This is a genomic window from Nonomuraea sp. NPDC004186, assembly GCF_053603495.1.
This window is the reverse complement of the sequence record NZ_JBSGFQ010000169.1, coordinates 1-21,354: the sequence shown is the minus strand read 5'-3', so window position 1 is coordinate 21,354 and position 21,354 is coordinate 1. Positions and strand designations below refer to the sequence as shown.

23 protein-coding genes are annotated in these 21,354 nt (G+C 71.0%); 10 read left to right on the top strand and 13 right to left on the bottom strand.

From position 1 onward, the window contains the following. The 4 genes from ACWEPL_RS59950 to ACWEPL_RS59935 form a co-directional block, all read right to left on the bottom strand. The coding region (locus ACWEPL_RS59950) for a complex I subunit 1/NuoH family protein (RefSeq protein ID WP_452442005.1) at window positions 1–506 on the bottom strand (506 nt) is incomplete at its 3' end. Between the two features lie 57 nt (window positions 507–563). Beyond that, window positions 564–1,364, bottom strand: coding sequence for a helix-turn-helix domain-containing protein (locus tag ACWEPL_RS59945; protein ID WP_452442006.1), 801 nt, complete (start codon window positions 1,362–1,364; stop codon window positions 564–566). Between the two features lie 23 nt (window positions 1,365–1,387). Beyond that, window positions 1,388–2,341, bottom strand: coding sequence for an aminoglycoside phosphotransferase family protein (locus tag ACWEPL_RS59940; RefSeq protein ID WP_452442004.1), 954 nt, complete (start codon window positions 2,339–2,341; stop codon window positions 1,388–1,390). 136 nt (window positions 2,342–2,477) lie between these two features. Continuing rightward, window positions 2,478–3,095 (bottom strand): dihydrofolate reductase family protein, encoded by a 618-nt coding sequence (locus ACWEPL_RS59935; protein WP_452442003.1) that lies wholly within the window; start codon window positions 3,093–3,095, stop codon window positions 2,478–2,480. 43 nt (window positions 3,096–3,138) lie between these two features. On the opposite strand from ACWEPL_RS59935, the gene ACWEPL_RS59930 reads away from it, so the two are divergent. Next, entirely contained in the window at window positions 3,139–3,291 is a 153-nt protein-coding gene (locus ACWEPL_RS59930) for a hypothetical protein (protein WP_452442002.1), read from the top strand. Here the strand turns inward: ACWEPL_RS59930 and ACWEPL_RS59925 are convergent. Continuing rightward, a complete protein-coding gene (locus tag ACWEPL_RS59925) occupies window positions 3,267–3,749 on the bottom strand; it encodes a hypothetical protein (RefSeq protein ID WP_452442001.1) in 483 nt (160 codons plus the stop codon). The two genes, ACWEPL_RS59930 and ACWEPL_RS59925, sit on opposite strands and share 25 nt — an antisense overlap. 57 nt (window positions 3,750–3,806) lie before the next feature. Between ACWEPL_RS59925 and ACWEPL_RS59920 the strand changes: the two genes are divergently transcribed. Beyond that, window positions 3,807–6,185 carry an ExeM/NucH family extracellular endonuclease gene (locus ACWEPL_RS59920; protein WP_452442000.1) on the top strand — a complete coding sequence of 793 codons (2,379 nt, stop codon included), beginning with the start codon at window positions 3,807–3,809 and terminating at the stop codon, window positions 6,183–6,185. Window positions 6,186–6,285: 100 nt separating this feature from the next. On the opposite strand, the gene ACWEPL_RS59915 is transcribed toward ACWEPL_RS59920, so the two are convergent. Then, window positions 6,286–7,722, bottom strand: coding sequence for a pyridoxal phosphate-dependent decarboxylase family protein (locus ACWEPL_RS59915; RefSeq protein ID WP_452441999.1), 1,437 nt, complete (start codon window positions 7,720–7,722; stop codon window positions 6,286–6,288). 70 nt (window positions 7,723–7,792) lie between these two features. Here ACWEPL_RS59915 and ACWEPL_RS59910 point away from each other — a divergent pair, with 70 nt between their 5' ends. The 3 genes from ACWEPL_RS59910 to ACWEPL_RS59900 are packed head-to-tail and all read left to right on the top strand — an operon-like array spanning window position 7,793 to window position 10,952. After that, window positions 7,793–8,755 carry a GlxA family transcriptional regulator gene (locus tag ACWEPL_RS59910; RefSeq protein WP_452441998.1) on the top strand — a complete coding sequence of 321 codons (963 nt, stop codon included), beginning with the start codon at window positions 7,793–7,795 and terminating at the stop codon, window positions 8,753–8,755. A gap of 45 nt (window positions 8,756–8,800) precedes the next feature. Beyond that, window positions 8,801–9,706: a hypothetical protein gene (locus ACWEPL_RS59905; RefSeq protein ID WP_452441997.1), complete on the top strand. Its 906-nt coding sequence runs from the start codon at window positions 8,801–8,803 to the stop codon at window positions 9,704–9,706. Window positions 9,707–9,749: 43 nt separating this feature from the next. Further along, the gene (locus tag ACWEPL_RS59900; RefSeq protein ID WP_452441996.1) at window positions 9,750–10,952 is read left to right on the top strand and encodes an MFS transporter; all 1,203 of its coding nucleotides are present in this window, start codon (window positions 9,750–9,752) and stop codon (window positions 10,950–10,952) included. Window positions 10,953–11,013: 61 nt separating this feature from the next. Here ACWEPL_RS59900 and ACWEPL_RS59895 read toward each other — a convergent pair whose 3' ends face one another. Both ACWEPL_RS59895 and ACWEPL_RS59890 read right to left on the bottom strand, forming a co-directional pair. Beyond that, window positions 11,014–12,180 carry an alpha/beta hydrolase gene (locus ACWEPL_RS59895; protein WP_452441995.1) on the bottom strand — a complete coding sequence of 389 codons (1,167 nt, stop codon included), beginning with the start codon at window positions 12,178–12,180 and terminating at the stop codon, window positions 11,014–11,016. Window positions 12,181–12,263: 83 nt separating this feature from the next. After that, window positions 12,264–12,503 (bottom strand): hypothetical protein, encoded by a 240-nt coding sequence (locus tag ACWEPL_RS59890; RefSeq protein WP_452441994.1) that lies wholly within the window; start codon window positions 12,501–12,503, stop codon window positions 12,264–12,266. Window positions 12,504–12,525: 22 nt separating this feature from the next. On the opposite strand from ACWEPL_RS59890, the gene ACWEPL_RS59885 reads away from it, so the two are divergent. Continuing rightward, complete coding sequence (locus ACWEPL_RS59885; protein ID WP_363975908.1) at window positions 12,526–12,705, top strand: hypothetical protein; 180 nt, start codon at window positions 12,526–12,528, stop codon at window positions 12,703–12,705. Beyond that, complete coding sequence (locus ACWEPL_RS59880; protein WP_452441992.1) at window positions 12,666–12,989, top strand: LysR family transcriptional regulator substrate-binding protein; 324 nt, start codon at window positions 12,666–12,668, stop codon at window positions 12,987–12,989. The genes ACWEPL_RS59885 and ACWEPL_RS59880 overlap by 40 nt, the downstream gene beginning before the upstream one ends. On the opposite strand, the gene ACWEPL_RS59875 is transcribed toward ACWEPL_RS59880, so the two are convergent. The 4 genes from ACWEPL_RS59875 to ACWEPL_RS59860 all read right to left on the bottom strand — a co-directional run bounded on the left by ACWEPL_RS59875 (window position 12,964) and on the right by ACWEPL_RS59860 (window position 16,559). Next, window positions 12,964–13,533, bottom strand: a complete 570-nt coding sequence (locus tag ACWEPL_RS59875; protein ID WP_363975902.1) for a helix-turn-helix domain-containing protein — start codon at window positions 13,531–13,533, stop codon at window positions 12,964–12,966. The genes ACWEPL_RS59880 and ACWEPL_RS59875 overlap by 26 nt on opposite strands. After that, on the bottom strand, window positions 13,533–14,237 hold the full coding sequence (locus ACWEPL_RS59870; RefSeq protein ID WP_452441991.1) for a hypothetical protein: 705 nt from the start codon (window positions 14,235–14,237) through the stop codon (window positions 13,533–13,535). The genes ACWEPL_RS59875 and ACWEPL_RS59870 overlap by 1 nt, the downstream gene beginning before the upstream one ends. Window positions 14,238–14,371: 134 nt before the next feature. Next, window positions 14,372–15,901 (bottom strand): AMP-binding protein, encoded by a 1,530-nt coding sequence (locus tag ACWEPL_RS59865; RefSeq protein WP_452441990.1) that lies wholly within the window; start codon window positions 15,899–15,901, stop codon window positions 14,372–14,374. A 112-nt stretch (window positions 15,902–16,013) separates the two neighbouring features. Further along, a complete protein-coding gene (locus ACWEPL_RS59860; protein ID WP_452441989.1) occupies window positions 16,014–16,559 on the bottom strand; it encodes a TetR/AcrR family transcriptional regulator in 546 nt (181 codons plus the stop codon). Window positions 16,560–16,690: 131 nt separating this feature from the next. Between ACWEPL_RS59860 and ACWEPL_RS59855 the strand changes: the two genes are divergently transcribed. Then, window positions 16,691–17,464 (top strand): SDR family NAD(P)-dependent oxidoreductase, encoded by a 774-nt coding sequence (locus tag ACWEPL_RS59855; protein ID WP_452441988.1) that lies wholly within the window; start codon window positions 16,691–16,693, stop codon window positions 17,462–17,464. 261 nt (window positions 17,465–17,725) lie between these two features. Here ACWEPL_RS59855 and ACWEPL_RS59850 read toward each other — a convergent pair whose 3' ends face one another. Further along, on the bottom strand, window positions 17,726–18,007 hold the full coding sequence (locus tag ACWEPL_RS59850) for a LacI family DNA-binding transcriptional regulator (protein WP_363975834.1): 282 nt from the start codon (window positions 18,005–18,007) through the stop codon (window positions 17,726–17,728). Between the two features lie 227 nt (window positions 18,008–18,234). Between ACWEPL_RS59850 and ACWEPL_RS59845 the strand changes: the two genes are divergently transcribed. Together ACWEPL_RS59845 and ACWEPL_RS59840 are read left to right on the top strand one after the other, a co-directional pair. Then, window positions 18,235–18,384, top strand: coding sequence for a hypothetical protein (locus ACWEPL_RS59845; protein ID WP_319719248.1), 150 nt, complete (start codon window positions 18,235–18,237; stop codon window positions 18,382–18,384). Next, the coding region (locus ACWEPL_RS59840; protein WP_452441987.1) for a type 2 lanthipeptide synthetase LanM family protein at window positions 18,377–21,354 on the top strand (2,978 nt) is incomplete at its 3' end. The genes ACWEPL_RS59845 and ACWEPL_RS59840, both read left to right, overlap by 8 nt.

Sequence of the window (21,354 nt, the reverse complement as noted above, 5' to 3'; positions counted from 1 at the left end):
TGCGCCGCCGACCGAAGACCGCCCAGCAGCGCGTACGGCGAGCGCGACGACCATCCGGCCAGCACCACGCCGTAGACCGACACCGCGCCCATGGCCAGCATGAACAGCACGGCCACCGGCAGGTCCACCAGCTGCAGCGGCGTCCGCACGCCGAACAGATTCACGACCGGCCCGAACGGCACGATCGAGAAGGCCAGCATCGCCGGGACCACCATGATGACCGGGGCCAGCAGGTAGAGCCCCCGGTCCACCGTGCGCGGGAAGAGGTCCTCCTTCAAGCCCATCTTGATCGCGTCGGCGACCGACTGCAGGAGGCCGAACTTACCGGCCCGGTTGGGGCCGTACCGGTGCTGCATCCGCGAGATCAGCTTGCGCTCGAACCAGACCCCGAAGACGACCCCCAGCGACAGGAAGAGGAACAGCATCACGGCCTTGATGATCGTGATCCACAGCGGGTCCTTGCCGAAGTCGGCAAGGGTGGGATCGGCCGCGAGAACGCCTGCCATGACGTGTTGCCCCTTCCTCTCCCCCGGCACCCGTTCGGTCCGGAGCGGAAGGTCACGCTAGCCGGTGAGCCGATCGGTGTATTGAACGAATGCGAACAGCTGTTTCGGCGTCATCTGCGCCATCGCCCGTATCTCGCGGGTGAGGTGCGGCTGGTCGGCGTAACCGCAGGCGACGGCCTCGTCCAGGGTGGCCGAGGGCCGTCTCCACGTGTCCACGGTCCGCTGGAACCGGGCGATCCGGGCCACCGTCTTGGGCGACAGGCCCACCACCCGGCGGAATCCGAGCTCGATGTAACGACGGCTGACGCCCAGCTCACCGGCGAGGGACGCGATGGTGGGCGGGCCGGCCGGCTCCTGCAGCCGCCACCAGGCGTGCATGATCAGGCCGTCGGGGCCGGCGTCGGGACGCAGCCACGCCGTCAGCCGCTCCTCCAGCAGCCTGAAGCGGTCGGCCCAGCTCGCCGACGCTATCAACCGGCCGGTCAGCTCCTCGGCACGGGCGCCGAGGAGGTCTTCCAGGCGCACGCTCGTGCCGGCGACCTCGCGTAGGGGCGTCCCCGTCAGCGCCGACATCCCGGCGGGCGTGAGCCCGACCGCGACCCCGTGACGCCACGGGGTGTGGGCCGAGAACGTCGCGGTGGCGCGGGGACCGGTGACGATCGGGCCCATGCCGGTGAAGTCGATGATCAGGGTGGCCGCGTTGAGCGGCAGCATCCGGCTGGGGTGGGCGGGCTCTCCCGCCCGGGTGCGAAAGCCGGCCCACCCCAGCACGTACGGACGCAGGTGGGGCGGTGGCAGGCGGGTGAGCATCTCGTACGGCTCCGCCTGTGGCTGCGTGGGCAGCGAATGAATCGCCATCACACCGGCAAGCCTGCCCCATCTCACGCCACTGGCAAGTCGATCCCGGCTTGCCCTTGGGGAAGCGATCGATCAGCGATGAGGCGCCGCAGCGCGGCGTGGGCGGGCGGGCCCCACGTGGCCTTGCCGCCTCGGCGGCCGCGGACCCCCGCTTCACCGATGAGGATGCCGCTGAGGGCGCGCAGCACCGCCCATCCGCGGGCGCGGCGCAGCGTCGCGGCGTCCGGGGCCGGCTGGTAGGCGGCATGGAAGCGGCCGGCGGTGCCGTCCGGCAGCAGAATCCAGGCGGCGGCGAGGTCACAGGCCGGATCGCCCGCGAAGAGGTCGCCGAAGTCGATCACGCCGCAGACGGTGCCGTCCGCGGTGAGGACGTTGGCCGGATGCAGGTCGCCGTGGACCCACAGCGCCGGGCCCGCCCAGTCGGGAGCGGCGGCGGCGTCTTCCCAGACCGCGCGGACGGCGTCCGGGTCGGGGATGAGCCCCATCTCAGTGGCCGAGGCGAGCTGCTTGGCGAAACCTCCGGAGTAGGCGGCCGGCCGCCCTCCGCGGTCCCGGCCGGTGGGAGCCTGGTCGGGGGCGGGCTGGTGCAAGGCCGTCAGGAAGGTGGCCAAGGCGTCGGCCGCCTCCGCGGCGCGCGTGACGGGGGCGCGGTCGGCGGGCTCGCCCGGCACCCAGGTGGTGACGATCCAGGGGCGTGGAAACAGCGCGGAGGGCTCGCCGAGGCGCTGCGGGACGGGAACCGGCAGCGGGAGGCGCGGGGCGAGGGCGGGCAGCCAGCTGTGCTCCTTGCGCAGCAGCTCGTCCGCGTTCTGTGTCGCCCAGGGCAACCGGACGGCGAGACCGTCGCCGAGCCGCCACAGCTGGTTGTCCCAGCCACGCGCGCCGAGCCGCACCGGGTGATCGGCCAGGTCGGGGTGCTGGTCGCGCAGCAGATCCCGTACCAGCTCCGCGGTGATCTCGATCTCGGTGTGCGTCATGCGGATCAACAGTAGCCGGATCGCCATCCACGCAGGACGAACGACGAGGACTCCGTTCGACGCATACTCAACCCTGCGGGGTCGGTCCGTGTTCCCCTTGGCGGGAAGCCCGTTCCGGCGGCTGCGGGTTCCTGAGCTAACCTACGACGTCGTAGGTCAGGTGCGTCGTGGTCGATGTCGAGATCACGCTCCGCCGCACCAGCGTGCGCGGCGCTCCGCCGGTGAACAGCGGCGTACCCGCACCCAGTACGACGGGTGCGAGGTGCAGCGTCAGCACGTCGACCAGCCCGGCCTCGAGCGCCGAGCCGACCGTGGCGCCGCCGCCCATGAGGACGACGTCGAGGTCCTCGCCGCGGTGCGCCGACGCCGCCTCCGCCCGCTCACGCGCTGCGGCGACGGCGTCGGCCAGGCCGGTGGTGACGAATGTCCAATCGAGGTCGGTGAGCCGCACGGAGTCCGGCGGCGCGTTCGTCACGACGACGAACGCGGGCTTGCCCACCTCGCCCGCGCCGTAGCCGCGGTCGTCGTTCCAGCCGTCCGGCCCGTCGACCACGTCGAAGAGCCGGCGACCGAGGACGACGGCGCCCGAGCGGGCGGTCGCCTCGCGCAGGACCCGGCGGTCGTCGGGGTCGTCGGAGAACGCCCACGTGTGCAGGGCCTCGCCGCCGATGCCCAGACCGTTGTCGGGGCCGGGGTCAGGCCCGGTGACGAAGCCGTCGAGGGAGACCGAGATGTCCGCGATGATGCGAGTCATACCAGGGCAGACCTGATCCGCTGCCCGAACTCATCGCTCACGCATGGAACGCGTTCGAGACGACGACCTTGGCGGCCGTGAACAGACCGCCATCGCGCACCGGCCGCTGGCCGGCGTCGCCGCGCGCACCGCAGCCGCGGTCTCGGCGTGGCAGAGCGACGGCGTCAAGTGCTACCGGACCCAGAGTTCCCAGTAGGTGGCGCTCCCTGAGCACTCGTACTCGTTCCAACCCTCACGGACCCACATCTGGCCGGCGTCGACGCAGTTGTGCTTGCTGGTGTACACGCCGATATACGTCCAGGCGGCCGCCTGAGCGGAAGCAGGGGTGCCGACCACGCTGACGATCGCGGCGGCCATGCCGGCTACCAGAAGCCCTGCACGAAGACGCATCCGTTCCTCCTTGAAACCCGGGAGCGATACACCAAGATCATGCTGGAAGGACGCATCCAAACACAAGTGTTCAGCAAATCTGTTCACGATCAGTTCAAGCCGGGCGGCGGGCATCGCGGGGAGCCGAGAGACCCGCCCCGGGCGGGGGCTCGAATCGGCGTCATGGGGCCCGCCGAGCAGCGGTGAGCCCGTCAGTGTCGGCGTGCGATACCAGGCCAGGAGGGTGATTGTCACACATTGACGGATCGACACCTGAAATTTCATGACCCATCCATGCTGAATACAGAGTTTTTGGCTGTTTGTCGGTTTACGCTCCCCCGCATGCCAGTCAAGTCCCGGGCCACAGCGATCCTCGTTGCGGCCGGCGTTGTCGCCGGTTCGATCGCAGCCCTTTCCTCACCCTCTTCGGCCGCGGCCCCCGGAACCGTGGTCATCAGCCAGGTCTACGGCGGAGGCGGCAACGCCGGAGCTCCCTTCACCAACGACTACCTCGAGCTGTTCAACCGCAGCGCCGCCCCCGTGTCCCTGGACGGCTGGTCCGTGCAGTACACCAGCGCCGCCGGCACCGGGAACTTCGCCTCCAACAAGGCCGACCTCTCCGGCAGCATCGCCCCCGGCCAGTACCACCTCGTACAGCTCGCCGCCGGCAGCACTCCCAGCGGCGCGCTGCCCAAGCCCGACAGCGTCGGCTCCGTGAACATGAGCGGCACCGCGGGCAAGGTGGCGCTGGTCCGCTCGAGCGACGGGCTGGCCTGCAACGGCTCCTCCACGCCCTGCGCCGACGCCCAGCTCGCGCTGATCTCCGACCTGGTCGGGTACGGCAGCGCGAACTTCTCCGAAGGCACCCCCGCCCCCGCGCTCACCAACACCACCGGCGCGTTCCGCAAGGGCGGCGGCTGCACCGACACCGACGACAACGGCGCCGACTTCGAAGCCGCGGCCCCCGCGCCGCGCAACACCGCCACCGCCGCGGCCCCCTGCGGCGGCGGCGACCCGTCACCGTCCCCGACGGCCACCCCGACCGTCACGCCGACGGTCACGCCGACCCCCACCCCGACCGTCACGCCCACCGAGAGTTGCGACACCGCGCCCACTCACCGGATCTCCGAGGTGCAGGGAAGCGGCGAGTCCAGCCCGGTCGCCGGTCAGAACGTCCGGGTCGAGGGCGTCGTCACCGGCTCCTTCCAGAGCTCCGGCCAGTTCGGCGGCTTCTACGTTCAGGCGGACAAGCCCGACGCCGACCCGGCGACCTCCGAGGGGCTGTTCGTGTTCTCCTCCTCGCCGGTCAAGACCGGTGACCGGGTGCTCGTCTCCGGCAAGGCGATCGAGTACAACGGCCTCACCGAGATCTCACCGGCCACCGCGGTGACCGTGTGCGGCACCGGCGTGATCAAGCCGGCCAAGGTGAAGCTGCCGCTCATGACAGGCGTCACCTTCGAGCGCTACGAGGGCATGCTCGTCACGTTCAAGGGCGACCTCGCCGCCTCCGAGATCTACAACCTCGGCCGGTTCGGTGAGATCACCCTCGCGGGCGGCGGCCGGCTGTGGCAGCCGACGGACCGCGAGGGTGTGAACACCGAGAAGGACGCGCGGCGCGCCGTCCTCCTCGACGACGGCTCAGGCGTGCAGAACCCGCCCGCCCTGCCGTACCACACCGAGGGGTCGAACACCGTCCGCATCGGCGACGAGGTGAAGAACCTGACCGGCGTCCTCACGTACGGCTTCGACGCCTACCGCGTCCAGCCGACCAAGCCGGTGGTCTTCAAGGCCGAGAACCCCCGCCCCGCGAAGCCCGCCAAGGTCGGCGGCGACGTCCAGGTGGCCAGCCTCAACACGCTCAACTGGTTCACCACGCTCAAGTCCCGCGGCGCCACCACCGCCGCGGAGCGTGACCGCCAGCTCGCCAAGCTGGTCGCCAACATCACGACGCTCAACCCGGCCGTGGCCGGGCTGATGGAGGTCGAGCGCAACAACGACGTGGCGCTCAACACCCTGGTCGACGCGCTCAACGCCAAGGCCGGCGCCGGCACGTACCAGGCGATCACGCACCCCAACCCGGGCACCGACCTCATCCAGACCGCGCTGATCTACCAGCCGGCCAAGGTCACCCCCACCGGTCCGGCGCGGTCGTCGTCCGACCCGATCTTCAACCGGCCGCCGCTGGTGCAGACCTTCGCCAAGGCCGGTGGGGGCGGGAAGTCCTTCACGGTGCTGGTGAACCACTTCAAGTCCAAGGGCTGCACCGACTCCGACGGCGCGGCCTCCGGCGCCGACGCCGACCAGGGCGACGGGCAGTCCTGCTACAACGCCAAGCGCGTCAAGCAGGCCAAGGCCGTGCTGGCCCTGATCGACAGCCTCAAGCTGCAGAACGTGCTCGTCCTCGGCGACATCAACGCCTACGGCGAGGAGGACCCCATCCACGCGTTCGAGGACGGCGGGCTGACCAGCCTGAGCAAGAGGTACGTCAAGAAGGACGACCGCTACAGCTACGTCTTCGACGGCCTGTCCGGTGAGCTCGACCACGTGCTGGCCGACAGGAGCGCGGGCAAGCTGGTGACCGGCGCCACCATCTGGCACATCAACTCCGACGAGGGCCGGTTCATGGACTACAACACCGAGTTCAACCCGCCCTCCCTGTACGCGCCCGACCCGTTCCGCTCCTCCGACCACGACCCGCTGCTGGTGGGCCTGAAGCTCTGAGACCGCACGCGGGCCGCGGCGGCGACACCGCCGCGGCCCGCCGCCCGGCCAGGGCGCGCCGCTTCCTACCGCCGGTCCGACCGGAGCACGGGATTCGCGCTCAAACGGCCTTGCGGGCCTGGTTGAGGGCGGTGACCGCGGCCTCGACGTCCGAGACGGTCGTCCGGTGGCTGGTCAGGCAGAGCCGCAGCGCGGGCCGCCCGGCCAGGCGTACGGTGCTCAGCCAGGCCTGGCCGCCGCTCACGACGTGGTCGGCGACGGCGGCGTGCCAGGCGGCGCTGTGCTCCGGCCCCTGCGACTCCGCCTCGGGGTCGGCGACGCAGACCACCGGGAGCGGGGTGTCGTTGACGCGCGGCCAGCCCTCCTCGGACAGCCGGCGAGCGAGCAGCTCACCGAGGCGGACGTCGCGTTCGAGCTGCTCGGCGTAGGCCGGTCGGCCGGCGATCGCCAGCGCGAGGAACACCTTCAGGCCCGCGAACCTGCGCGACCACTGCACGCTGGTCGCGTACGGATCGGGAACCTGGCCGCTCTGCGCGGGCATGTAGGAGGTGCTGGCGTGGAAGCTGCCGGCGAGCGCGTCCGGATGCCGGGTGAGGAACATGCCCGCGCCCATGGGCGCCGACAGCCACTTGTGCGCGTCCACGGTGACGCTGTCGGCCAGTTCCACCCCGTCCAGCAGCGGGCGCAGGCGGTCGGACAGCGCGACAGCTCCCGCCCAGGCGGCGTCGACGTGGAAGTCCAGGCCCCACTCGCCGGCCTGGCGCGCCAGCTCGGGCAGCGGATCCAGCGTGCCCCCGGCCGTGGTGCCGGCGGTGCCGATCAGGAGGAAGGGCTCGAACCCCGCGGCCAGATCGGCTCGGTGCGTCTCGCGCAGCGCCGCCAGGTCCATGCGGTGCCGGGAATCGGTGGGTACGAGCCGTACCGCGTCGCGGCCGAGCCCTGTCATGTGGGCGATCTTGAGCCAGGCCAGATGGCTCTCGGCCGAGGCGTACAGCACCGGCATGCGCGCCAGACCGGCCAGGCCGCCGCCCGCGTAGGCCGGGAACCTGCGGGTCAGCGCGACGATGACGGCGGTCAGGTTCGCCTCCGCGCCACCCACGGTGAAGCTGCCCTCGGCGGTGGGCAGGCCGAGCCGGCCGGCGACGAAGCGCAGCACGTGCCGCTCCATCTCCACGGCGGCCGGGGCGTGGCTGTAGGCGGCCAGCTGCGGATTGACACCGGCCGCCAGGAGCTCGCCGGCGATGCCCCACCAGGTGGGGGTCGGGTTGAACAGCCCGAAATAGCGCGGATGCGTCGTGTGCACACCCCACTGCCGCAGCATCCCCATGACCTCGGCCAGCGTGTCCGCCGCCGGTGCGGGGCGGGCGAAGTCGTGGCCGGCCAGCCAGTCGCGGAGCCGCTCGGTTCCCGGCCCGGCGGGCGCGACGGGCCCGTCCGCGACCGTGCCCAGATGCCGTACGACCAGCTCCGCGGCCGCGGTGAGCAGCCGGGATCCCTCCTGGGTGCCGACGTCCAGCGTTCCTGTCTCCTCGTTCATGGGACCACTGTCGTGAGCTCCCGGACTTCTCACTAGTGGCAGAAATGTCGCGTTCCGCTAGATTTACGCCATGACGTCGATCCAGGTGGCCGTACCTGTGCTGGACCGATGCCCGCTGTTCGAGCTGGCGGTGCCGTGCGAGGTCTTCGGCCGGGACCGGCGCGACCTGACCCCCGACTGGTACGACCTGACCCTCTGCAACAGCACGCCGGGAGAACAGGAGTCGCTGCCGGGGTTGTGGCTGCGCGCGCCCGGCGACCTGTCGGTCCTGCGCGACGCCGACCTCGTGGTGGTGCCCGCCTGTGTCGACGCCTCCTACCGGCCGCCGGAGAAGCTCCTCGAGGCGCTGGTCGAGGCGCACGAGCGGGGTGCCCGGATCGCCGCCCTGTGCACGGGCGCCTTCGTCCTGGCCGCCGCCGGCCTGCTCGACGGCCGGGAGGCCGCCACGCACTGGATGCACGCCGAAGACCTGCGCAGGCTCCACCCCCGCGTCACCGTGAACGAGCGGGCCCTGTACGTCGACGACGGCGACATCCTGACCAGCGCGGGCACGGCGGCGAGCATCGACCTGTGCCTGCACATCGTCCGGCGCGACTTCGGCGCCGCGGTGGCCGCGGAGGTCGGCCGCCGGATGGTGATCGCGCCGCACCGCGAGGGCGACCAGACCCAGTACGTCGCACCCGCCCCCGCCGTCACCGGTGACCGGGGGCTGGCGCCGGTGCTGCAGTGGGCGCTGGAGCGGCTGGAGACGCCGCTCACCGTCCCGGGCCTGGCCGAGTACGCCTCGATGAGCACCAGGACGTTCGTACGCAGGTTCCGCCAGGAGGTCGGCCTGCCGCCGATGCGGTGGCTCAACCAGCAACGGCTGATCAGGGCCCGCGAACTCCTGGAGACCACCCACCTGCCCGTGGACGTCGTGGCCGAGCGCTGCGGGCTCGGCACCGGCACCGGCCTGCGTCAGCACTTCACCCGGTATCTGGGGACCACGCCGTCGGCGTACCGGCGTACGTACCAAGGGGCTTTACGCGAGTAAGTAATGGGATTATTGGCCCTAACCTAAACATGATCGGACGTACGGATGAGCCACGACGCCATCGGCGCAGCCCTGGTAGAAGCCTTCGCGGCCGAAGGCTTTCCCGCCATGTTCGTCGCCCCCACCACCCTCAGCGTCAGCTTCCCGGGGGCCGCCGACTTCACCGCCGACATCGGCAACGTGCTCGCGGAGGCCGGCGGTCTCCCCCACGATGAACTGCCCGCGTTCGCCGCGGACTTCGCCGGCGGGTTCGCCCGGGGATACCGGAGGAAGATGGCTCAGGCGCCGGACACGTCGGCTGACATCCAGCAGCTCCTGGACGGCGAAGCACTGCGGATCCGCATCTACTCCGAGGCCGCGCTCGCCGAGCCGCCCGGCCTCCGTGACTCCCTGGTGACCCGTTCCCTCGCGCCGGGGCTGGTGGAGACCGTGGTCATCGACCTGCCCGACTCGATCATGTCGCTCGGCCGCGAACGACTCGGCGGCCGAGCGGAGAACCAGGTCTTCGGCGCGGCGCTGCACGCCTCTCTGCATCGGGAACCGCACTACACGAAGATCGAGGAGGTCATGGGCGTCCCGATCATGTTCATCGGCGAGACGCAGCGCTACATCGGCTGCCATGTCCACGTGCTCAGCCGTCACATCGGGCCTGCCCGCCACGGTGCGCTGGTCTCCTTCCCGCTGCCGGAGTACCTGCTGGTACACGAGATCGGCGACGTCCATCTCATCGCGGCGATGGAGAGCATGCAGGCGGTCACCCGCACCATGAACGAGCAAGGAGACAAGGGCATCAGCTCGCAGGTCTACTGGTGGCGTCCCGGCCAGGACGACGGAGGAGTGCCGGACCTGCGTCCGGTCGAGGTGGAGGTGGACCACCGGGAGAAGAGCATCGCTCCCCGTACGGCCGCAACCCAGGAACTCCTCGACCTCTGGATGCGCGATCACGCGTAGACGCGGCCGAGCCATTCGCAACCGCCACGGAGACCCATCCTCAATGGACCTCGCCACGCGCCGGCGCCGGCAGGCGCTCTTCCTGCTCTTCTTCCTTCCCGGGATCGCGCTGTCGTCGTGGGTGACCCGCACCCCCGACATCCGCGACCGGCTGGAAGCCTCCACCGGCCAGATGGGCTGGATCCTGTTCGGCCTGTCGCTGGGCGCCATGATCGGGATCCTCTGCTCCGGACGTCTCACCTCCCGGTACGGAACGAGACCCGTCATCGGCGTCGGAACCGCGATGGTCGTCGGGAGCCTGGCCGTCATCAGCGCCGGCACCCTCCTGTCGTCCGTACCGCTGGTCCTGGCGGGCCTGTGCGGGTTCGGCGCGGGCATGGGGGCCGGTGACGTCGCCGTGAACGTCGACGCCGCCGACGTCGAGCGCATCACCGGCAGGACGACGCTGCCCACCGTGCACGGCTGCTTCAGCCTGGGCACCGTCGTGGGCGCCGGCACCGGCATCGCGGCCACCGCCGCCCGGCTTCCCGCGCACTGGCATCTAGCCGCGGTCACCCTGATCGCAGCCGCGCTCTTCCTGTACGCCATGCGCGCCCTCCCCGCGGGCATCGGCATCGGCGCGCCAGGCCAGGCCGCGTCCGGCGGCACGGAATCGAAGGTCTGGAAGGACGGCAGGCTTCTCCTGATCGGGGCGATCGTCCTGGCGATGGCCTTGGCCGAGGGAGCCGCCAACGACTGGCTGCCGCTGCTCATGGTCGACGGGCACGGCCTGGACGCCACTTCCGGGTCCCTCGTCTACGCCGGGTTCGCCGCGGCCATGACCATCGGCCGCTTCGGCGGCTCCTTCTTCCTCGACCGCTTCGGCCGCACCACCGTCATCCGCGCCAGCGCCGTCTCGGGGGCGCTCGGTCTGATCCTGGTGATCTTCTCGGACAACGCGGTGCTGGCCGGGGCGGCCGTCCTGTTCTGGGGGCTCGGCGCATCGCTGGGCTTCCCCGTCGCGCTGTCCGCCGCGGGAGAGACCGGACCGAACGCGACCGCCCGCGTCAGCCTGGTGGCCATCATCGGCTACGTCGCCTTCCTCGTCGGCCCGCCCGGCCTCGGCTTCCTCGGCGACCACTGGGGCCTGCGCACGGCCATGCTCGCGGTGCTCGCCTTCGTCGCCTCCGCCGTCTTCCTGGCTCCCGCCGTCGACACCCGCCGCCGCTCCGCCGACCACGACGACGTACGCTCCCGGATTCCCTGACGTTCGGCGGGGATGTCGGCTGATCCGGGCGTAATGGACCGTCCTGGCCACGGCGAGGCGTTCAAACGGCTTTCCTTTCCCGTGATCTCACCCAGGCGGTGAAGGCCTCGATCGCGTCGATGACGGCCTCGAAGCGGAGCGAGTGGTACAGGTCGAAGGCGTGGTTCCCGCCGCGCAGCTCGGCGTAGACGACGGGGGCGGCCGAGGTCTGGCGTAGCCGGTCGGCGAAGTGCCGGGCATCGGCCGCGGGCACCTGCGGGTCCAGATCGCCGTGGGCCACGAGGAACGGCGGTGCGTCCGGTGTGATGTGGGCCAGGGGCGAGGACTCGGGGCCCTGGCCGAAGTAGGTGCCGTACCAGCCGTTCAGGTAGATGGCGCCGGTCACGGAGGTGTCGGCGTCCTCGAAGCCCGGCTGGAAGGCGGGGTCGTTCTGGGTGAGCGCGGCCAGTGCCGCCATGTGCCCGCCCGCCGAACTGCCCGCGACGAACACCGTGGACGGGTCGGCTTCGTACTCGTGGGCGTGCTCGCGTACCCAGGCGATGATCTTCTTGAGGTCGATCAGGTGGTCCGGGTGCTGGGCCTGCGGTCGTAGCCGGTAGTTGGCGCTGATGCACACCCAGCCCTGGCCGGCGAGCCGGTAGAGCAGCGGCAGCGACTGGCTGTTCTTGTGGCCGCCGGAGTAGCCGCCGCCGTGCAGGTGGATCATCACGGGCGCGCCGGACGGGCGCGAGCGGTGGTGGTAGAGGTCGAGCAGGTTGCGGCGGCCCGCGTCGCCGTAGGAGAGGTTGGCCACGCGCCGGACGTCCGGGCGGCGCTTGAAGATGGGCAGGAACAGGATGCGGGCCCACGGGCGACGGCGCCGCAGCCCGGCGCCGAGATCGGCATCGATGGCGGCCCGCCATCCCGCGCCCAGCCCAAGGTCCATCGCGCGCTCGATCCTGGCCCGCTCGCCCATCGCGCGGTAGGCGATGGGCACGAGCCCGATCGCGCTCACGGCGGCCAGGGCGACGACCGCCCAGCCGCCCGCCGAGTCAATGTCACCTTCGGCGAACGCCAGCGCCGTCGGGAGCAGCAACATCCAGAAGAAGGCCGCGAACGGCAGCTCGTTGGCGGCCAGACCGAAGTAGTAGCTCGTAGGGCCGAGCGGGCGCGAGAACGGCACCGGCCGTAACGCGAACAGCGTGCCGATCGCGACGAGCGCCACAGGGAACAGATACCCGAAGGGCACGGAGCCTCCAAAGATCAAAACATCGAACACCACGTCTGCGGTACTACGGTTGGGCGGCGCCGGCAGTATCCACGCGGACGACCCTAGGCAGGGCCGCTATATGCCGTCCAAGACCAGTTCTCCCATAAGGTCATAGCTACAGAGGCATAATGGATCTGCTGTCGCTGCGCCTTTTCCAGGTCGTGGCGCGCCACGAGCACATCAGCAGGGCGGCCGAGGAGCTCCGCGTCGCCCAGCTCCGACGCCGCCGGCCTGGCCCGCGGCAGCGTCTCGCTCGCCTCGGAGACGCTGCTCACGATCACCGAACCGGTCAAGAGCTTCATCGCCGAGCATCCAGATGTCGCCGTGCGTCTTTTCCAGCTGACCCCGGATGTCATGGCCGAGCGGCTGAGCGAGGGCCAGGTCGGCTTCTGCCTGGCGTCCGAGGTGCTTGACGGGCGGGGCTGGACCATGAGGAGCTGGTCCGCGAGGAGGTCCTGCTCGCCGTGCCGCCCGGGCACCGGCTCGCCGGTCGGCGCGAGGTGACCATGGCCGACCTCGCGGGCGAACCCGTCGTCACCACCCGGCCGGGGATCTGGCAGCGCACGCCGGCCGAGCGGCTGTTTTCCCAGGCCGGGTTGGAACTGGTGGTCGCCTGTGAGACCGACGAGGCCACCACGGGCATCGAGATGGTCAGCGCCGGGCTCGGAGTGGGGTTCGGGCCCGCGTGGTATCTCCGCTCACCGCTAGGGAAAGGTGCCGCTCGGCGATGCTCATGGTGCGGGCCTGGCTTCCGGGTGGCTTTCAGCCCACGATGGGCGAGGCGATGACGACGGTGACGTCCGCCGGTTCGGCGTCGGTGCGGTAGAGATGAGGGGCGTCTCCGGCGAAGGCGAGCAGATCACCCGACCCCAGCAGGCGCGGGGCGTCGGCGGGTCCTGCGGTCAGCCGACCTGAGGCGACCAGCAGGTGCTCCACCGTGCCGGTCGCGTGCGGCACACCCGTCAGATCGGTGTGGGCGGGCATCCGCAACCGCCAGATCTCCAAGCTGTGGCCGCTGCTGATCCGGCGTAGCAGTTCCCGGCCGACCTCGCCCTCGGCGATCTCGGTGCCGGGGACGAACACCGGGCCGGGGTCGGTGTCGCGGGCCAGCAGGTCGGTCAGCGGGATCCTGAGCGCGATCGCGAGCGCGTCGAGCGTCTCGATCGTCGGATTGCCCTTGCCGGCCTCCAGTTGCGACAGCGTCGCCTTGCTCAGGCCCGCACGCCGCGCCAGCTCGGAGCCGCTCATCCCACGTTGTTCACGACGGCGACGGATCTGCGCTCCCACCGCCGCGGCGCTGCTGCTCGTCGACCGCCCGGATGCCGCGGCCATCATCGCGGCCCGTGAGCGGCGGAATACGACACACGGATGCGGCCCCGCTTGACCTTCAGCGCCGGCAGCACCACATCGTGGAGGTCGCCGAGACTGCGCACATGGGTCCCCCCGCAGGGCGCGGCGTGCAGGGTGTCCAGGCGGACCACGCGTCGCCCGTGCTCGCCCGTCTCCGCGGTCACCGGCAGGTCCTCGGCGATGGCCGCCGCCACCACCTTCCGCAGCTCGGCGATGACCTCCTCCCGGCCTTCAGGATCGGCCAGCCGCGGATCAGTCCGCGGGGCGGTGAACTCGATGCGCGCCTGGCCGGGGAAGTGGTTGTTCCCCGCCAGCTCCCACCCCTGGGCACGGCCCGCCGCCTCGATCAGATGACCGGCCGTGTGCAAGGCCGCGTGCGCCATCCGTGTCCCCAGATCGATCCGCGCCCGCACCCGCTGCCCCTCGGCGAACACCGGCCACCCGGCCTCCTCGGAGGCGGGCACGGCCACGATCAGCCCGGACTGCTCATCCCACACGGGTACGGCCTCGACCTCCTCCAGCCACCCCCGGTCAGCGGGCTGACCACCACCCTGCGGATGGAAGAGGCAATGCTCCACGGCCGCCCAGGGTCGCCCCTCCTGGCGCCCCACAGCGATCACCCGGGTATCGGCCTGCTCCGCGTAGGTGTCATCGAGATAAGCCCTGACCTGCATCACACTCTCCATGCGCTAAACGATATGTTCACTATAACGAACGCCTGGATGTGGTGCGGACAAGACGGTCGCGGCCTACCGGAGCCGGGCGACCGCCTGTCTCGCCCGGCTCCTGGACGGCCGCGAGCCGTCGGCCGTGCCTGACGTCAGTTGACACCTCGGTCGTGCCCGGCCCAGTAGGGCTCGCGCAGCTTGAACTTCTGGATCTTGCCGGTCGCCGTGCGCGGGATCGTGTCCCGGAACTCCACGCTCGTCGGCGCCTTGTATCCGGCCATCCGTTCCTTGCAGTACGTGATGATCTCCGCCTCGCTCACCGCCGCGCCCTCGGCCCGTACGATCAGCGCCTTGATCGTCTCCCCCCACTTGGCGTCCGGCACTCCGATGACCGCCACCTCGGCGACCGAGGGATGGCTGAAGATGGTGTCCTCGACCTCGATCGAGGACACGTTCTCGCCTCCCGTGATGATCACGTCCTTCTTGCGGTCGGAGATCGTCAGGTGCCCGTCCGTGTCGTCGATGTCGCCGCCGTCGCCGGTGTGGAACCAGCCGTCGTTCAGCGCGTTCGCCGTCTCCTCCGGCTTCTCCCAGTAGCCGTCGAACACGACGTTCGACCGCGCCAGCACCTCCCCGGACTCGGCGACCCGCAGTCTGACCCCCAGCGCCGGGAGCCCGGCCCGCGAAAGCCTCCGGGCCCGTCGATCGCCCGGCAGGTCGTCGTCCTGCGGCCGGGAGCGGTTGACGGTCAGGAGCGGCGAGGTCTCCGTCAGACCGTAGATCTGGATGAACTCCCAGCCCAGCTCCTCCTCCACCCGCTGGATCAACCGGCTCGGGGGCGGCGCCCCGGCGCACACGATCCGTACGCGGTCACGGCCCGGGATCTCCCCCTCCCAGCCGGCCGCGGCGTCCAGCACCAGGCTCCACACCGCCGGCGCACCGCACATCAGCGTCACGCCGTGCTCGTCCACGCGGCGCAGGATCTCCGCTCCGTCCACCTTGCGCAGCACCACCTGCTTGACGCCGAGCCCGGCCGTCACGAACGGCATGCCCCAGCCGTTGCAGTGGAACATCGGCAGCGTGTGCAGGTAGACGTCCCGCTCCCAGGCGCGTGTGTGCAGGCCGAGGGTCAGTCCGTTCACCCAGATGTTGCGGTGGGTGAGCTGAACCCCCTTGGGGCGGGCCGTCGTCCCGGAGGTGTAGTTGATCGTCGCGGTGGCGTCCTCGTCCGGGTTCGACCAGAAACGCGGCTCCGTGTCGAACCGCATCAGCTCCGTCTCGGTCTGCTCTCCCAGGACGAAACGGTGGTCCGTCTTGATCCCCGCGGTCACCTCGCGAAGCTCGGGGTCGACCAGCACGACCGAGGCTCCGCTCTGCCGTACCACGTAATCGATCTCGTCGGACTTCAGGCGGAAGTTGACCGGGACGCAGACGCGGCCGCTCATCGGCACCGCGAACAGCAGCTCCAGCAGGCGGGCGGAGTTGTGGCTGATCACCGCCACCCGGTCGCCTTCGCGCGTGCCGAGTGCGTCCAGCCCGGCCTGCCACGCCCGCACCCGCTCACCCAGCCGCCCGTACGTGGACGCCGTCACGGGCGGTGCGGGCTGATCGGGCTCGTCGATCACTCCGGGGCTGTCCGCGAACCCCAGCTCGGCCCGGTCCAGGAAGTCCGCAATCGTCATCGGAACCCGCATCGCTCTCCCGACTCTCGTACCGTTCGTCTCTGAGTATGGAAACTCCGTCATGCTCTCCGAAGTACAAGAGATCTGCCAGTCCACGCCGAAGGTGTCGAGGTCAGCGGGTGAAGAGGGCTCGGTGCAGCATCTCTCGTACGCGTTTGTGACGGTTGTCGCGCTGGGCGGCGTCGTTGGTGGCCACGGCGCTCTCCCCCATGGAGATGGCGAGCATCAGGTCGTCGACGTCGACGACGGGGTGGACGATGCCGGCCGCGCGGCCGGCGTCGAGGAGAGGCTCGAAGCAGGCCGCGATGCGGCGGGCATGCTCGATGAACCACTGCAGGTCGGCGCTGGACAGGACCTGGGCGAGGCCGCGATTGTCCAGCTGCATGTCCAGGACGAAGTCGAACAACGTGACCGCGCCGTCCGGTCGTCCCCGCAGTCCGGCCGCATGGTGCTCGATCTGGGCGACGTTGTCGGCGAAGACCGTGGCCGCGAGCTCCTCGCGGGTGGCGAAGTTGCGGTAGATCGTGGTGCGGCTCACCCCGGCGACCTTGGCGATCTCCTCCAGCGCGACCTCGTGGCCGTGTTCGGCGAACATCCGCCGCGCCGCGGCGAGCAGCCGGTCCCGGTTGCGGACGGCGTCCTTCCGTGTCACTGGCACCCGCTTTCCTGCACGGTCCAACCCTAACTTGCCACGAACCGTACAGGATTGTACGTTTAGCGGCGACAGAAACGTACACATGTGTACGGTTTGGGCGGCCATGGGATCGCCCCAGCCGATCGGAGCGGACAATGCGCGGTTTGAAGGACAAGGCGATCATCGTGGCCGGCGGGGCGACCGGCATCGGCGCGGCGACCGCGATCAGGCTCGCCGAGGAAGGCGCCAATGTCGTCGTCGGCGACATCAACCTCTCCGGCGCGCAGGCCACCACCGCCAAGATCACCGAGGCCGGCGGTTCGGCGGTCGCGGTGCACTTCGACCTCGCCGACGAGGACTCCGTCAACGCGATGGTCGCCAGGACCATCGAGGAGTTCGGCGCCGTGCACGGCCTGTTCAACGTCGGCGCGGACCTGTCGCCGGGCACCCTCGGGCGTGACAAGTCGCTGCTCGACACCGACCTGGACGTGTGGGAGCGGACTCTGGACGTCAACGTCCTGGGTTACGTCCGCACCGCTCGCGCCGTCCTGCCGCACCTGCTGGCCAACGGCGGCGGCGGCATCGTCAACTGCTCCTCCGGCGCCGCGGTCAGCGCCAGCGACCGCAAGCGCCCCGCCTACGGGGCTTCGAAGTCGGCGGTCAACGCGCTGACCCGGCACATCGCCGGTCGCTTCGGCCCCGAGGGCGTGCGCTGCAACGGAGTGATGCCCGGCCTGGTCATGGGCGAGACGCAAGCGGCGCAGAACGACGTCCAGCTCCAGAAGATGTTCCTGGAGCACGTCCCCACCACCCGGCTGGGCCGCCCGGCCGACCTGGCCGCGGTCGTGGCCTTCCTGCTGTCCGACGACGCCGAATGGATCAACGGCCAGGTGTGGGCCATCGACGGCGGCGCGAACATGCGCGCCTGACCGCCACAGCCCACTCCTCGCCTCCGATCAACGTGCGGTGGCCGAATCCCACGTCAGCGGCGGGTCGTCGAAGACCACGGCGAGCTTGAACTTCGTCCCCGCCTTGGCCGCGGGCCGCCAGTGCGGCACGCCACGCCGCGAGCCGCTCCCTTGCGGCGTACCAGCGCTGCGGACCGGCGACGTGGTGGACGGTCGCGTGCCCCAGATCCAGCAGATGCTCGGTGGCCGCGTGGGCCGGCTCGCCGGAGGCGACGCCCGCGGTCACCACGCGTGGGGCGGAGAAGGGCAGCGGAGTGCCGTAGACGAGGACGGGCACGTCGGCGCGGACGAGCTCCGCCCGGAGGCGAGCGCGCGGGCCGCGTTGTTGAGCCGGTAGCCGAGCTCCTCGGCGGCGGCCAGGACGCGCCGGCGCACCTCGGCCGAGACGTACTGCTCGTTGTTGAGGACTCTGGACACGGTCTTCTGCGAGACGCCCGCCAGGCGTGCCACGTCCACGGCCCGCGGCATGGGAGCGTTTCCGCCCCGCCTCACCTCTCGTGTCATGGCCGCTCTCCCGACGGGAGCCGACCTCATGTCTGTCGAGGTCAATCATGTGACTGCGCAGGCCGGGAGACACACGTCAAGAGTCCGCAACGCATCCGTAACCCACGACAGGCAGCCGACAGGCTCCCGACAGGTGCGGCTGGTTTCGTGGCAGAGGTAAACGGCGGCGCCGTCCCACGCGCGTGGCGAGGGCGGTCGACCCCACGGAGAGATATCGGGAGGTAGTCATGAACCAGTCGTATGCCGGATTCGCCGGCGACCCCGCTCTGGAGCTGGACCAGGCGTTCAAGGTGAACACGCTCAGCGAGGACCGTGCCAGCGCCACCATCAGCGCGGTCACGCGGATCTGCTCCGGAACGGTGTCCTGCTGTGCCTGATCCTTCCGGGTACGCCCTCGCGGGCGTACCCGCCCCTTTACGTGCGGCTCCGCTGGCCGAACGCCTCCGGGCCCCCTCCCCCGGCCCGCCGGGCGAGGATGCCAGGCGGCGGCTGGCCGGATGGCGCTCCGCCAAGCCGTTCGACACGCCCGGGCTCTGGCAGCGGCGGCTGGCGGCCGACGGCCTGGACGAGGACCGCCTGCTCGCCCTGCTGGCGGGTCCCGCCGACACCGGCGAGCAGCCGGAGTGGATGGACATCGTCCACGAGAGCGGTTTTCTCCTCGACGGCGGCCCCGGCGCGGACTGGGAACTGACCCAGATCAACCTGCTCTCGACGCTGGTGGCCCCGCTGCCGCGGCACGGCCGCGAGCTGCTGCGCGCACGGCTCGACGGGCTCGGCGGCGCGCTGTTCGAGGACGGGGTGTTCCTGGAGCAGGCGTTCGGGCCGCTGACGGAGCTCCTCCATCGCCTCGTGGCGCGTACCGCCGTGGTGGAGCTGCGGGAGGCGCGCGACGCAGGCGTGCTGGGAGAGGGTGGCAGCGAGGAGCGGTTCCGCCGTTTCCTGGCCGGCTACGAGCAGGCCGAGGGGCGGGCGCGGTTGCTGGAGAGGTATCCGGTGCTCGTCCGCCAGCTCGCCGTCGCCGTGCGGAACTGGGTGCGCACCAGCGCGCTGCTGGCCGAGCGGCTGGTGGCCGACGCGGACGCCCTCGGGGTGACGAGCCCCCTGGCCGAGTTGCACAGCGGCCTCGGTGACCGGCACAGGGGCGGGTTCAGCGTGTGCAGGCTGCGCTTCCACGACGGTCTCCAGATCATGTACAAGCCGCGGCCGCTCTCGGTGGACGCGCACTTCCAGCAGTTGGTCCGCTGGTTCGATGAGCACGGCGCGAGCCGTCCGCTGCGGACCCTTGAGGTGCTGGACCGCGGGGAGTACGGCTGGGTGGAGTACGTGCGGCCGGAGCCGTGCGCGAGCCGCGAGGCGCTGCGCGATTTCTACCACCGGCAGGGCTTCCTGCTCGCGCTGCTGCACCTGCTGCGGGCCACCGACTTCCACGCGGAGAACCTGATCGCCGCGGGCGACCAGCCCGTGCTGGTGGACCTGGAGTCGCTGCTGGCCCCTGAGCTGCCGCTGCGCGACACGAGGGTGACGGCGGTCGAGCACGCCATGGGCCGCCTCACCCTCGGGTCCGTGCTGGCCGTCGGACTGCTGCCGCAACCGGCCTGGACGGCCGAGGACGGCACGCTGGTCGACGTGTCCGGCATGGGCCACCCCACGGACCTGAACACCCCGATGCCCGTTCCGTTCCTGGTGGACCTGGGCAAGGACACCATGCGCATCGAGCTGGCGCACAAGCCGATGGAGACGCCCGGCCACCGGCCCGTCGCGCCGGACGTCCCGCTCGACCTGAACGAGTTCCGCCAGGACGTGCTCGACGGGTTCACCGAGGCGTACCGGATCTGCGAACGCGAGCGGGAGTCGCTCGCGGGCGTGCTGGAGATGTTCCGAGGCGACCGGGTCAGGGTGATCGTCCGTCCGACCATCCTGTACGAGGCCATCCTGCGCACCGCCTTCCACCCGGCGCTGCTGGGCGACGGCTCCGACCGTGACCGGCACTTCGACGCGCTGTGGCGGGAGTCGCCGTACCTGCCCGCGCTCGACCCGTGCATCGCCGCCGAGCGCCGCGACCTCTGGAACAACGACGTGCCGTACTTCAGCGCCATCACCGACGGCGACGCGCTGCTGGGCAGCGGCGACGAGCCGGTGCCCGGAATCTCGGTGCGGCCCGCGATGGACGCGGTGTTCGAACGCCTGCGCACGCTCGGGCCCGAGGACTACGCCAGGCAGCGCTGGCTGGTGCACGGCACCATCGGCCTGGCCGCCGCGAACGACCACAGCCTCCAGGTCATGCCGTCCTACCGGCTCGAACCTGCCACGGGAGAACCTGACGCCCTCATGAGCGCCGCCGTACGCATCGGTGAGTACCTCCACGAGCTCGCGATCACGGCGGAGGGAGGCGCTCAGTGGTTCGGGGTCAACGCCACCACGGACGGCCAGTGGTCGCTCGGGAGGTTGCGGCCCGATCTGTTCCACGGGCTGAGCGGCATCTCCCTGTTCCTGGCGCTCCTCGGCGCGCTGAGCGGCGACGACCGGCACACCGGGCTGGCGCGCGCCGCCCTGGAGACCGCCCTGGAGCAGGTCGGGCGCGGCCTGCTGGGCCGGGATCTCGGGATGATCGGGTACGGCGGCTTCGTGTACGCCCTCAGCCACCTCGCCGCCCTGTGGCAGGACGACCGCCTGCTCGGCCGCGCGACGAGCCTGCTCGATCCGCTGAGTGCCGCGATCGAGGCCGACCGCGAGTACGACATCGTCGGGGGCTGCGCGGGCGTGCTCGCCTGTCTGCCCAGCCTGCACGCCCTGACCGGGGATCGGCGCGTGCTGGAGGTCATGGACAAGGCGGCCCGGCACCTGGTGAACAGCCGTACCGGACCGAGCTGGTTCTCCGATTCCCTTCGAGGCCACGCGGACCGCCCCATCTCGGGCTTCTCCCACGGAACGGGCGGCATGGGGTGGGCGCTGGGGCTGGCGGGCGAGCTGCTCGCGGAGGACGCCTACGTACGCGCGGGCGTCGAGGCCATCCGTCACGAGCAGGAGAGCTTCGACGCCGGCACGGGCACCTTCATGGAGCTGCGCGACCATTCCGCGATCGACCTTCCCGCCGACGCGCCGCCCACCACGTTCTGGTGCTACGGCGCGATGGGCATCGGCCTCAGCCGGGTGCTGGCCTCCCGATGGCTGCCGGGGTCACTCGCGCGGGCCGAGGTCGACGCGGCCCTGACGCTCACCAGGGCGCACGGCTTCGGGCGCAGCCAGTGCCTGTGCCACGGCGACTTCGGCAACCTCGAACTGCTCCTGCAGACGGCGCAGCTCAGGAACGATCGCGAGGTGCGGGCGGGACGCCCCGCCCTGGGGCC

Coding starts and splice junctions, on each gene's coding strand:
- ACWEPL_RS59945 (WP_452442006.1), bottom strand. CDS start 1,364: ATGGCGATTCATTCGCTGCCCACGCAGCCACAGGCGGAGCCGTACGAG.
- ACWEPL_RS59940 (WP_452442004.1), bottom strand. CDS start 2,341: ATGACGCACACCGAGATCGAGATCACCGCGGAGCTGGTACGGGATCTG.
- ACWEPL_RS59935 (WP_452442003.1), bottom strand. CDS start 3,095: ATGACTCGCATCATCGCGGACATCTCGGTCTCCCTCGACGGCTTCGTC.
- ACWEPL_RS59930 (WP_452442002.1), top strand. CDS start 3,139: ATGGAACGCGTTCGAGACGACGACCTTGGCGGCCGTGAACAGACCGCC.
- ACWEPL_RS59925 (WP_452442001.1), bottom strand. CDS start 3,749: ATGAAATTTCAGGTGTCGATCCGTCAATGTGTGACAATCACCCTCCTG.
- ACWEPL_RS59920 (WP_452442000.1), top strand. CDS start 3,807: ATGCCAGTCAAGTCCCGGGCCACAGCGATCCTCGTTGCGGCCGGCGTT.
- ACWEPL_RS59915 (WP_452441999.1), bottom strand. CDS start 7,722: ATGAACGAGGAGACAGGAACGCTGGACGTCGGCACCCAGGAGGGATCC.
- ACWEPL_RS59910 (WP_452441998.1), top strand. CDS start 7,793: ATGACGTCGATCCAGGTGGCCGTACCTGTGCTGGACCGATGCCCGCTG.
- ACWEPL_RS59905 (WP_452441997.1), top strand. CDS start 8,801: ATGAGCCACGACGCCATCGGCGCAGCCCTGGTAGAAGCCTTCGCGGCC.
- ACWEPL_RS59900 (WP_452441996.1), top strand. CDS start 9,750: ATGGACCTCGCCACGCGCCGGCGCCGGCAGGCGCTCTTCCTGCTCTTC.
- ACWEPL_RS59890 (WP_452441994.1), bottom strand. CDS start 12,503: ATGAAGCTCTTGACCGGTTCGGTGATCGTGAGCAGCGTCTCCGAGGCG.
- ACWEPL_RS59875 (WP_363975902.1), bottom strand. CDS start 13,533: ATGGCCGCGGCATCCGGGCGGTCGACGAGCAGCAGCGCCGCGGCGGTG.
- ACWEPL_RS59870 (WP_452441991.1), bottom strand. CDS start 14,237: ATGGAGAGTGTGATGCAGGTCAGGGCTTATCTCGATGACACCTACGCG.
- ACWEPL_RS59865 (WP_452441990.1), bottom strand. CDS start 15,901: ATGACGATTGCGGACTTCCTGGACCGGGCCGAGCTGGGGTTCGCGGAC.
- ACWEPL_RS59855 (WP_452441988.1), top strand. CDS start 16,691: ATGCGCGGTTTGAAGGACAAGGCGATCATCGTGGCCGGCGGGGCGACC.
- ACWEPL_RS59850 (WP_363975834.1), bottom strand. CDS start 18,007: ATGACACGAGAGGTGAGGCGGGGCGGAAACGCTCCCATGCCGCGGGCC.
- ACWEPL_RS59845 (WP_319719248.1), top strand. CDS start 18,235: ATGAACCAGTCGTATGCCGGATTCGCCGGCGACCCCGCTCTGGAGCTG.